Source organism: Pseudoflavonifractor sp. AF19-9AC (assembly GCF_003478995.1).
In the GTDB taxonomy this organism is placed as follows: domain Bacteria; phylum Bacillota; class Clostridia; order Oscillospirales; family Oscillospiraceae; genus Lawsonibacter.
In genome coordinates, this window is sequence record NZ_QUGI01000005.1 from 60,089 (window position 1) to 70,965 (window position 10,877).

The window sequence follows — 10,877 nt, forward strand, 5'->3', positions numbered from 1 at the left end:
ACCTCAAATCATTGAAAGTTTATTTTCTGCCGCTGAATGGTGCCCCATTGCTGCTTCTTTTTCCGGTAGCCCAGAAGCGCCGTGCCCCGCACCCAGGCAAGAATGAACCGGAGAAAGGAGACTTCCAGGGCGCACAGGCCCACGGCCTTCAAAATGTCGGTCACGCTCAGCTTCAGATCAATGGTGTGGATGCGGGCAAAAAAGGCGGTCAGGGACAAAATGGCGGAATAAAGTACGTAAATGAGGAAGAACAGGATCATAAAGGGGACGTTGATGAGGTCCAGGGCAAAGGCGGCAATCACGGTAAACACACCGAAGATCTCGATGTAGGGGGAGAGCAGCTCATAAATCAGGAAATACAGGTAGGAGATAAAGCCCACCAGGCCATATTTGGGGTTGGCCAGAATCCGGCGGTGCCGGGTGAGGGAGTCGAAGAGGCCGATGTGCCAGCGGCGGCGCTGCTTGCACAGGTCGGACAGGCTGTCGGGGGCCTGGGTCCAGCAGATGGCGTCGGTGGCGTAGCGGATGCGGTAGGGAATGTTGTGCTCCCGGCAGAAGACGTGGAGCTTGACCACCAGCTCCATGTCCTCCCCCATGGTGGTGGTGTCATAGCCTCCCGCGTCAATGACCAGGCTCTTTTTGAACAGGCCGAAGGCCCCGGAGATGATGATGCTGCCGTTAAAGCGGTCAAAGAGGATGCGGGCGGCCAGGAAGGAGCGGTCATACTCCAGCACCTGCATGCAGGGCAGGATGCGGGAGGGCATGTGGTAGGAGACCACCCGGCCTCCCTGAATTTCCGCGCCGTTGCAGGGGCGGACGGCGCCGCCCACGGCCACTACGGTTCCGTCCTCCAGAACGGGGCGGACAATTTTCTCCAGGGAGTCGTACTGCAGCACAGAGTCGGCATCCATGCAGACAAAGTAGGGGTAGCGGGAGGCGTTGATGCCCATGTTGAGGGCGTCGGCCTTGCCGCCATTTTTCTTACAAATCAGGGTGAGGGGCACCTTCAGGTTGGGGGCCTCGAAGACGGCCTTTTCCGGCTGGCAGGACACCATCCGGTGGATGGGCCGGGCAATCTGCTCCATGCCGAAGGCCTCCACCAGGGCGGCGGCGGTCCGGTCGGTGGAGCCGTCGTCCACCACGATGATCTCGTAGAGCTTGTACTCCAGACTGAGCAGGGAACGGACAGTGGAGACGATGGTGATCTCCTCGTTGTAGGCGGGCACCACAATGGACACGGGGACGTAGTACTCCTGCAGCAGCTCATTTTTCAGGTGGTTGCGGCGCTTGAGCTGATAGAGGGTGGAGGAGCCCACTGCCACGGCCAGGAAGAGGAAGCTGGCGTAGCCCAGCATGTACAAGACGAAGAAGGCGCCAACAATATCAAAGAACAGCTGGACGGCGTCCATGTTCACGGGGCAACACCTGCCTTCTGAATCCGGTGGGACTCCCGCTGATAGGTCATGATTTCCCGGGCGTAGCGGTCGTCGCCGTTGACAATGTCCATGAGGTCTGCATAGTCCACCTGCTGTGCCTCCAGACTGGCCGCCGCGGCGCAGCGGATGTACCAGTTGCCGCTGTGCAGGGCCTGCTTCAGGGCCTCTACCGTCTGCTCTCCCGGGTAGCGGGCCAGGGAGGAGGCGCTGACGGTGGCGTATTCCCACCGGGAGGGGTCCTGGTCGGCGGCAAAGGCCAGCAGCGGCTCCAGCGCCGGGGCGTAGTGGTACCGGCCGAAATAGCGGATGGCGGACAGGCGGACCTCCTTGTCCTGCCCGGGGTCCTCCATAAGGGCGAACATCTCTTTGGGATAGCTGCCGCTGCGGAAGCGGATGTAGTTGAGCAGCGCCAGCTGGGTGTGGGGGGAGAAGGTATCCAGCGCGTCCCAGATCATGGAAATGAGGGCGTCGTGATCGCCGGTATAGGTCAGCAGGGTCTCGGTGAGGATCTTCTCGTGAAGAAACACCGCCCCCCGGTCCTGGAGGTGCAGGGCCTCCATCACATGCTGGGCGTTGCCGAAGGAACACAGGGCCTGGAGGGCGTTGACCCGGCAGTACAGATTTTCCCGGGCCATATAGGACAGCAGCACGTCCTGCAGGGACTGGACGGGCATGTGCTGCTGGAGCATGTACCGGGAGAGGAAGTAGGAAAAATAGGCGGTCTGGGTGGTCTCCCGCTTCCGGTAGATCAGAGCCAGGTAGAGAATACAGGGCTGGAGCTGGATGAGGTAGGCCTGAAGGCTGGGGTCGTCACCCCGCTGGAGGACCAGAGGGCGAAGGGTGCGGTCAAAGGCGGTGAGGTTGTTCACCCGGCGCAGCTTCCGCCGCAGGGCGCTCAGATGGCGGCTGTCCACCGGCAGGCCCTGATCCAGACGGCCAAGCTGTTCCTCTACCGCTGCCGTCAGCCGCCGGGTCCGCCGTGTCAGCCGGGACTCACCACTCCGCAGGAGAACGGCGTAGGCCACATTGAAGGCAAGCATGCTGATGCAGACGGCTCCATAGAAGTAGAGCATAAATTCAATGCGCATGACGTTTCTCCTTTCTCAGTTTGGTCAGTCCAGGGACGCCCAGTAATCCTGCAGGATGTAGTAAGACTCCTTTAAACGCTCGTGGTAGGTGACATCCTTTCCCCAGCCTTTCAGGGGGAAGGAAGAAAGCACGGCCCGTGTTTGATCACCGGCAAGGACTGCGCCCACATACATATCGTCGATGTGAAGATTTTCAATGCCGTAGTGCTCGTAGTAATCGTCATGGATCATCATTTCCGAAGGGTTGGAGAAGTTGAGCAGCTGCCAGGGGATGCGGATCTCCACTCCGTCACCGGTAAAGCAGAAATCAGCCAGAGAGTCAAAATCCGGGGCGTCCGGATTGGCGTTGCCGTGGCGCAGTTTGCCCGTCTCGTAGGATTCGCCTGCCGTCTCATTTGAGTTTAGATTAGGGACGATGTCGTACAGTCTCATGGCCAGATCGATGTTCACGAAACGGGGGCTATCTCGTTCAGGCTGGCTAATATAAGGGTCTGTGGTGTCATAGAACTCCCAGTAGTTGGCTTTAAGTACCTCATACCGCTCTTGCACGACAACACGGCTGTTGTCCGTGCCGTCAATGGCGATGACGAAGTCGCAGGGGCGGTCAAAGGAGATATCGTAGTTTTCGCAGTAGGTGCTCCCTGATTTCGGGGTGGTGTCCAGAGGGATGTAGAGAGTGCTCTGCTGGGGGTCAAAGCCCTGGACGTAAAAGTAAAGGAATTTTTCGTCATACTGCATGGACAATTCCAGGCCGTTCTCCTGCCAAACCGGGTTGTCTTCCGTCCACTCGGAGGGATCCCCATCCACATAGCATACGCTCTGTTCCGTGCCGGGATCAAAGGTGAGCAGACCGTAAAACTGCTCGTTGGTCTGATAGTCACTCCAGTAGGGGGTCTTGAGCAAATCCACAGCGTGGAGGGTGTTCCAGGTGCGCTTGAACCACTCGTCTTGCCAGGAGAACAGGCAGCTGCCCGCACTGCCGGCGTTTATGATATCCTGGTAGCACTCGATGAGATATTGGCCCTGCTGCTGTTCCGTGAGGAATCCCTGGCTGCGGCCGGTATTCACATCTACCTGGGCCCTGCCTCGGCCGGTGGTTACTCCGTATTCTGAAATCACAACGGGAATGTTATGGAAGTTGTTGATGGCCTTGAGATAGGCGTAGTAGGTGTTGAATCTGCCCTGGCTATCGTAATAATCCGCGGAGGTCAAATAGTCGTGGACGCTGGGGGCACCCAGCGCAGAGAGACGCTGAGTGATCGTTGCTACCTGGTTCTTGCCGAAGAGCACATTCAGCTGGTCTTCGGTAAATTGCTGAGCCTCCTGCTCCGTCTGCAGGAAGTCAGGGAAGTAGGGATAGATGTGGTAGGAGGTGAAATAGCCGGAGATAAATTGCTGGGTGGGCTGGATGTGCTCTACGTTGACGGCTGCTGTTTTAAAGCGATAGGTGGATGTCACCAAGGAGTAGCAGAAGGGATCGGTGGTGGGCCAGTTGGAGAAAGCCACCAGCCGCTGCTGCTTGTAGCGGGTGCTCTCATAGCCGATGATTGCATCCCCGAGCTGTGCCAGAGCGGCCTCAAAGGGGGTGGCGTCTTCGGTGGTGGCCATATACTGGCCTTGGTAGCTGGTTTTGTCGGAGTGGACCTGGTTGGTGTAGGTGACCTGGCTGGCCTCCCACTCTACGCCCAGAATATAGCCCAGGACCCACCGGGATACGTCGCGGTGATAAAAACCGGAACCGTCGCCGTCCCGCCCCAGCAGAAACTTTTCCCCGTGGATGATATCCACAATGGTCTTGCCATCCTCGATCATCTCAGGCAGCAGGCCCTCGTCATAAATACTTTTATGGGAATTGTGGGAGTAGTCATCCACCCACAGGCCGTGGAGCAGCCACAGAGGCTCTTTCCCCGCCTCCTCCCGCTGGATGTTGTATTCATAGAAGGCATTGTAGAAATCGGCGTGGAGGATGGTGTAGACGCGGATGGTATTGGCGCCCAGCTCCTGGATCATGGAGAACCAGCGCAGATAGGTCTCCTTGTCGATGGCAAAGTCGGTGGCCCATTCCCCGGGGATGCCTGCGCCTAGGTCCACACCCCGGATCTCAAAGGGCTGGTATGTGCCGTCCCGCTCCATATAGATGGTATCGGAGTCGGTTTTCATAAACGTGGTGACCGGTCTGTCGGAACGCAGATCAACATAGAAGCCCAGACCGTAGTAGAGATACCAGGCCGACGCCGCCAGCAGAAGCAGCACACTGACGCCGATGATATATTTTTTCAAACTGCGGCCTCCTTTTGAGACTCAATGGTTATAGGTCTTGTTGCGGGAGGGGTGGCAGTACTGCTGGATGGTGTGCAGATTTTCGTCCAACCAGATTCCACGTTCGTACAGCCACTCTTTGAGCTGGGTCACCGCCTCCTCATGGCTGTGGAGGTTCCGGGAGGCAGGGGAGAGAGGCTCCCACTGGGTCATGGCCTCATTCCACCGCTGATTGTTGCGCTCTACCGCCGGGCCCAGATAGGCCAGGGTGTCGTCGATGTAGTCCAGAAGATAGGTCTCGCTGAGCACCGTCTGCCGCAGCTCGTCATAGCGGTCCAATATCCGCTGTACAAAGTCTTCCGACTTGCACAGCATGAGAAACCAGGTGTGGCTGACCATGTCGATACGGTCGGGCGACAGCGGGTCGGACCAATAGTTGTCGCAGGCGTTGTTGAAGTCCCAGACGGCCAGCTTGTATTTCCCGCTCATATCCTTGTAGATGTAAGTGGAATATCGCCCGGCGTCCACATTGAGGGAAAACTCGTTGATCAGAAAATAGTTTACAAAGTTGTCCACATCAATATAGTTCCAATACCCGTAATCGTCAGTGTCGTAGTCATAGGAGTATAGGGCCTTTTCAAAGGCGGCAAATTCCACTTCGATCTCTTTCCGAAGCTCCTCCGTCAGATCAGAACGTTTGGGGTACTTGATCAAAATGTCGGTGGACAGGGTGAGCATCCGCTCCAGATAAGAATAGATGTCCCGCTCGCCGCCCAGATCCTCCTCAACGGTTCGGTCTCCCTGGAGCAGGTAGCCGGTAGCCTTCAGATTTTTGGCTGTGGTGCTCAGATCCAGCCGGCAGTCCTCTCCGTCGGTAATGGTTTCCACCATCAGGTACAGCCCCCGGTAATCCCCGTTGATGATCAGCTCACAATAGCGCACATTGGGGGCCCATTCCATAGCCTCTCCGGCGATGTTGTACCACATATAGTTACGAACCAGGGATTTATCCAGATAGGGGCCGTAGAGCACCCACTCGCTGTGGGAGGCCATACCCATGACCGGGGCAGGAGCGGCCTGACCATGTTCATCCACAAAGTCCAGCTGATAGGGGCTTTTTTCAAACAGCCGGGAGGAATGGCCCCGGACCCGAATCTCCGATGTGGTAGACAGCGTGGGCGTGTCCGAGGGATGGTTGTTTCGATCCTGATTATCCACGATGGTGAAGGATACATTAATTACGTCACGTCCGTCAGGAGCCAGGGTGCTGATATCCTCGCCAAAGGCGTCAGTCTCTCCGGTGATCTTTCCCGGGATCTCCTGCCCGCCGGTGTCGATGATGACCAGGGGGAGATGAGTGCACAGCTCGCTGCCGTCGCAGTCGCACCCGGCGTCCGGCTGCCGGGCCGTCAGGTGCTGGTGAACCCGGCGGGTGGGGCTGTCTGGCCCAAAGGCGGAGGCCAGGAAGACCACCAGAATCATGGCCGTCATGGCCAGAAGGCCCAGTATTCGGTGTTTCATGACCGTCCTCCTTTCCCAGGGGGGGAATCAGCTGCTGATCTCGTCGTTCTGAACCACCAGGTTGCAGTACTCAATGCCGCCGATCTCATAGATGGCGTCGGTGATGGTCTTCCGGGGGCCGGCACTTCGTTTGACCTTTTCTGTCCGGGCCATGGTGTGCCGGCTCAGCTCATAGATAAATTCCACGGAGGTCTCTGTGGTGTTCTTCACCCGCAGGTTGGCCTTACGGGCGTAGTACTGGAAAATCAGGGCCTCGATCCGCTCCTCGTTGACCCGGGCCGCCCGGATGATGAGCAGCAGCCGGTCGTCATTTTTGATCCGGCCGAAGAGCAGCAGAACCAGGAAGGTGAAGGCACTGCCGATGCCCGCCACGGGAAAGTCGCCGGCACCGCAGCAGATGCCCGCCACAATGGCCCAGAAGATGTAAATGGTGTCCCGGGAGTCCTTGATGGCGGTGCGGAAGCGGACGATGGACAGGGCGCCCACCATGCCCAGGGAGAGGGCGATGTTGTTTCCAATGACGATCATCACCGCCGTGGTGATGGTGGTGAGGGCCATCAGGGAGACGTTGAATTTTTTGCTGTATATGCTGCCCTCGTGGGACAGGGCATAGGAAATGTAGATGAAAAAGGCGATGACGGTGCCCACCAGCATGCGAAGGATGATCGTCTTCAGGTCCAGCTGGCCGGTGCTGTCCAGCAGCTGCAGCAGTAATTCTCTCATAAAGGTTCCTCTCTTCGTTCGAATTTAAAGGCTGAATTTCAGACCCGCGCTTCGGGCCAGGCAGTATTTACTCACCGACAGCTCGGAGCGGTTGGCTCCGTTGACCAGGTCCTTGATGTAGCTGAGGAGAAATCCGTTGTACTTGACCTCCAACACCAGGTTAAAGGGGTCCAGAACCGGGTACAGGTTCAGATTGGGGGAGAACAGGTCGCAGCAGGCCTCGTTGGCTCGGATGTCCCGGTCAAAGGTGATGCGGATTTTGTTTTCCCGGGCAATATAGGCCAGCCGCCGGTACTCCACAATGGTTTTGGGGCGGTAGCACCACATGGTCATCAGGCCGTAGCACTCCGCCGCGAAGAGGTCGGGGTAGCTCAAAAGGCTGTCGTAGCAGCCTCTGACCAGTGCCTCTGCGTCCGCACGGGCAATGCGCAGAGAGCGCTTTTTCTGATAAATGCCCTCTTTCTGCTTCATTTCCAGCATGGCAAAGTCGGCGGCGGGGTCGTAAATCCGCAGACGGAGTTTCCGCCGCAGCTCGATGCCGTCCACCTTCTCCTGGTAGTCCCGCTCGTCCAGAGAGTCAAAGTACAGCGAGCGGATGGCGTATCCCTGGGCGCCGCTGTGGGCGTCCCGGAGCATGACTTGGTCCAGGCGGGCGGACAGCTGGGCCATGTCCAGCAGGTTCATAAAATACTTTTTTTCCTGTCGATAGACCTCGTTCAAAGGGCACCTCCCCTGTAACAAAAAAAGCTGCAAAAATCTTCCGCTTCTTGGAAAGGTTTTTGCAGCTTGACGATCCTAGCAGTATCTGCCGTAGACTCATAGCTTTGCGTCGCCGCCTTTCGGCGGCTTTGCCGTATGTTCGGTTGTGTTCGGAGAAAATCAGGCCAGCTGAGCCAAGAGGTCAGTGATCTGGGTGTAGGCCGCCTCCAAAGCGGGCATTTTTTCCGCCGCGGCCGCCAGATTTCCGCCCCGCAGGTCCTCCACCAGGGGGTGAAGGGGCTGACAGAGCCCCTTCAGGGACAGGTTTCCCGCCACGCCCTTTAGAGTGTGGGCGGCGGCGAAGGCTCCGGCGGCGTCGCCCGCCGCCATGGCCTGACGCAGGTGGGAGAAGTTCTCGTCGGCGGGGAAACGCAGGAGAAATTTCAGCATCAGGGACTCGTTGCCCATAAAGCGCTCCAGAGCCTCGTCCACGTCCACACCGGCCTGGGCCAGACTGCGTTTTGTTGCTTCATCCATGGTCCTGACCTCCTTGGGCGGTGTTGTAAAACTGGCGCAGCCGGGGCTCCACCTGTCGGAAACACTCCAGCAGCTTGGGGTTGAAGGTGCCGCACTGGCCCTCCAGAATCATGTCCCGAGCGGTCTCGGCAGCCAGGGCGTCCTTGTAGCAGCGCTTGCTCACCAGGGCGTCGTAGACGTCGGCCAGGGAGACCACCTGGGTCCAGATGGGGATGGCGTCGCCCACCAGGTGGTGGGGATAGCCGCCGCCGTCCCAGCGCTCATGGTGGTGCAGAGCAATGTCGTAGGCGTACTGATAGGCGGCATGCTCTCGCATCTGGGGAATCCGGGCCAGCAGCTCCGCGCCCCGCAGGGTGTGGGTTTTCATAAGCTCAAATTCCTCAGCGGTCAGCCGGCCCGGCTTGTTGAGAATGGCGTCGGGAATGGAGATTTTGCCCACATCGTGGGTGATGGCGCCGATGCCGATGAGCTTGATCTGGGCCTCAGTCAGCCCCTCGCCCAGGGGGGTGTCCCGGAGCAGAAGGCAGGTGATGTCATGGATGCGGCGTACGTGCTCGCCGGATTCGTCGCTTCGGAACTCGATGGCGGTGGAGAGAGCCTCCACCATGCCCATGCCCATCTCCGCCAGCTGCTGGGCCTGGAGCAGCAGCTCCTCCCGCTGCCGCTCCACCTCGGCGCCCAGCCGGCGCCGGGCCTGGAACAGTTCCACCACGGAGTTGACCCGCCGGCGCACCATATAGGGCACCACAGGCTTGAAAATCACGTCCATCACGCCCAGCTCGTAGGCCTCCCGCATGGTGGAGCTGGCCTCATCGGCGGTGATGAGAAAGACGGGGATGCTCTGAGTCAGCCCCGCCTGGTTCAGGCGCCGGAGCACCTGGATACCGTTGACATGGGGCATCACCACGTCCAGCAGAATGGCACTGAGCCGGTCGGAATGTTCCTCAATCCGGTCCAGTCCCTCCTGGCCGTCCTCCGCCTCCAGAATTTCATACTCCGGGCCGAAGATATTGGACAAAATGGCACGATTGATGGCCTCGTCGTCCACAATCAAAATGGTTTTTGCGGCAGAGTGGTTCAACTGCCCATCCCTCCCTGTACAGGTTCCGCCCCATCCGCCGGCGATGTGCCGGCTTCTCCCGTGAGGACGGCCGAAACCGTGGGCTATTCTTTGGAAGACATGGTCACGGGGGCGCTTTGGTACAGCTTCGGAGAGACCTCGTCAATTTCACGGCTGAGGTAAAATGCGCGCTTTTCCTTGTACATTTTCAGGTCCATGTCCTGGAAGAATTCGTATACATTCTCGTGATCGAACTCCGCGGTGCCGATGGAGAGGGAGATTGGGATATGTGTAGTACCCGAGGCGTTGTAGGCCTGCAGACGGCGCAGAATACCGTCCTGTATGTCTTGGACCTGCTGGGGACTGGAGTCCTCCGCCAGAATGACAAACTCGTCCCCGCCATACCGGACCACCACTGCCTCCCCCTGGACGGAGCGGAGCAGGATTTTGCCCACGGTGCGCAGCACCAGATCGCCCTCTGTGTGACCAAAGGAGTCGTTGATGTGCTTAAAATTGTTGATGTCCAGCATGATACCCATCACGCGGCGACCCAGTTTTGCATGCCGGACCATGTGGTCCAGATAGTGCAGAAGGTAGCTGCGGTTATAGAGCTTGGTCAGGGGATCCAGATAGGCCTCTTCATTCTGGAGATTGATGTAGAGAAAGGTGAGGCCCACCGCAGTGGAGGCCCAAATGAGGGAGATCCCGTAATAAAACAGCTGGATCAGACTGCCCAGATAAATGGGGAACAGGAACAGAATAACCGGCATAAAGAGGTATTTGTCCGCCTGTTTGCGAAAACGGTGGGTCAATACGGTGCCATAGATCATGTAGCCATATACAATAAACCAGGGAAGGATAAAAAGCGGAGTGCGGTGGTAGAGGTTTGCCTCATCCACGGTGAAAAACACGCTGAAAAACAGGTTGGCCACTGACATCAGAACCATCAGTACGGCCGGAATTGCTACCAGAGGGTAGATGGTCTGAAGACGCCGATGGTCGCTGAACAGCTTGTAGTCCACATAGCAAACCCACAAAAATGCCATGACAGCCGCAGAGAGCAAGATCATGGTGTTGCACAGGATCGAAACCAGCCGAGCGCCGGGATACAGTCTCCCGTCTACAAAAAAAGCAAGTGTTTCCAGACAGCAGGCCACAGCGCAAAGCTGGCACATCCAGTAAAAGAATTTCCCGTCATGGGAAATCATTCTCATCCGTCGGCGCTTGCCGATCAGGATGAGAAGCATAAGGCTGGCACCCAGGCCGTTTGCGACCAGGACAGCGGGAATATTGATCTGAGAAACGCTGCAATTCATGATGCCAAACATGGTACTCCCTCCTCAACCTCGTGTTGGGGCAAGATTTCGTTCAGCGTTTTAAAAAGGTGCAGGTTAGAAAGAGGTAATCGCCCGTTCCAAATGTGCGATTGTTTCTATTGTAAACGGAATCAAAATATTTGTAAAGGTCAAAATATGCGCGCCGTGCCGCCGAAAAGGACTGTGCCAGTAAGGGGAAACGGGAGAAAATGCCCCGGGGTGTGGAGCTGGAGCTCCA

The 10,877-nt window shown here is 57.8% G+C and carries 9 protein-coding genes and 1 riboswitch; all 9 genes read right to left on the reverse strand.

Annotated elements, in window-relative coordinates:
- Positions 1-8: 8 nt before the first annotated feature.
- The gene (locus tag DWX58_RS09575; protein WP_118643661.1) at positions 9-1,409 is read right to left on the reverse strand and encodes a glycosyltransferase; all 1,401 of its coding nucleotides are present in this window, start codon (positions 1,407-1,409) and stop codon (positions 9-11) included.
- Between the two features lie 2 nt (positions 1,410-1,411).
- Positions 1,412-2,524, reverse strand: coding sequence for a HEAT repeat domain-containing protein (locus tag DWX58_RS09580; RefSeq protein WP_118643332.1), 1,113 nt, complete (start codon positions 2,522-2,524; stop codon positions 1,412-1,414).
- Positions 2,525-2,548: 24 nt separating this feature from the next.
- On the reverse strand, positions 2,549-4,804 hold the full coding sequence (locus tag DWX58_RS09585) for a hypothetical protein (protein ID WP_118643334.1): 2,256 nt from the start codon (positions 4,802-4,804) through the stop codon (positions 2,549-2,551).
- Between the two features lie 21 nt (positions 4,805-4,825).
- Complete coding sequence (locus tag DWX58_RS09590; RefSeq protein WP_118643336.1) at positions 4,826-6,304, reverse strand: CotH kinase family protein; 1,479 nt, start codon at positions 6,302-6,304, stop codon at positions 4,826-4,828.
- Positions 6,305-6,331: 27 nt separating this feature from the next.
- Complete coding sequence (locus DWX58_RS09595) at positions 6,332-7,027, reverse strand: DUF4956 domain-containing protein (protein ID WP_118643338.1); 696 nt, start codon at positions 7,025-7,027, stop codon at positions 6,332-6,334.
- Positions 7,028-7,051: 24 nt separating this feature from the next.
- The gene (locus tag DWX58_RS09600) at positions 7,052-7,747 is read right to left on the reverse strand and encodes a polyphosphate polymerase domain-containing protein (RefSeq protein WP_118643340.1); all 696 of its coding nucleotides are present in this window, start codon (positions 7,745-7,747) and stop codon (positions 7,052-7,054) included.
- Between the two features lie 57 nt (positions 7,748-7,804).
- Positions 7,805-7,890, reverse strand: a riboswitch (cyclic di-GMP riboswitch).
- A 16-nt stretch (positions 7,891-7,906) separates the two neighbouring features.
- A complete protein-coding gene (locus tag DWX58_RS09605; RefSeq protein WP_118643342.1) occupies positions 7,907-8,263 on the reverse strand; it encodes an Hpt domain-containing protein in 357 nt (118 codons plus the stop codon).
- On the reverse strand, positions 8,256-9,344 hold the full coding sequence (locus tag DWX58_RS09610; RefSeq protein ID WP_118643344.1) for an HD domain-containing phosphohydrolase: 1,089 nt from the start codon (positions 9,342-9,344) through the stop codon (positions 8,256-8,258). Before DWX58_RS09610 ends, DWX58_RS09605 begins: the two co-directional genes overlap by 8 nt.
- An 83-nt stretch (positions 9,345-9,427) precedes the next feature.
- A complete protein-coding gene (locus DWX58_RS09615) occupies positions 9,428-10,651 on the reverse strand; it encodes a GGDEF domain-containing protein (RefSeq protein WP_118643346.1) in 1,224 nt (407 codons plus the stop codon).
- Positions 10,652-10,877 lie beyond the last annotated feature (226 nt).

What these genes read in the sequence shown, in the direction of transcription:
- DWX58_RS09575 (WP_118643661.1), bottom strand. Translation starts at nt 1,409, where the DNA reads ATGGACGCCGTCCAGCTGTTCTTTGATATTGTTGGCGCCTTCTTCGTC.
- DWX58_RS09580 (WP_118643332.1), bottom strand. Translation starts at nt 2,524, where the DNA reads ATGCGCATTGAATTTATGCTCTACTTCTATGGAGCCGTCTGCATCAGC.
- DWX58_RS09590 (WP_118643336.1), bottom strand. Translation starts at nt 6,304, where the DNA reads ATGAAACACCGAATACTGGGCCTTCTGGCCATGACGGCCATGATTCTG.
- DWX58_RS09595 (WP_118643338.1), bottom strand. Translation starts at nt 7,027, where the DNA reads ATGAGAGAATTACTGCTGCAGCTGCTGGACAGCACCGGCCAGCTGGAC.
- DWX58_RS09605 (WP_118643342.1), bottom strand. Translation starts at nt 8,263, where the DNA reads ATGGATGAAGCAACAAAACGCAGTCTGGCCCAGGCCGGTGTGGACGTG.
- DWX58_RS09615 (WP_118643346.1), bottom strand. Translation starts at nt 10,651, where the DNA reads ATGTTTGGCATCATGAATTGCAGCGTTTCTCAGATCAATATTCCCGCT.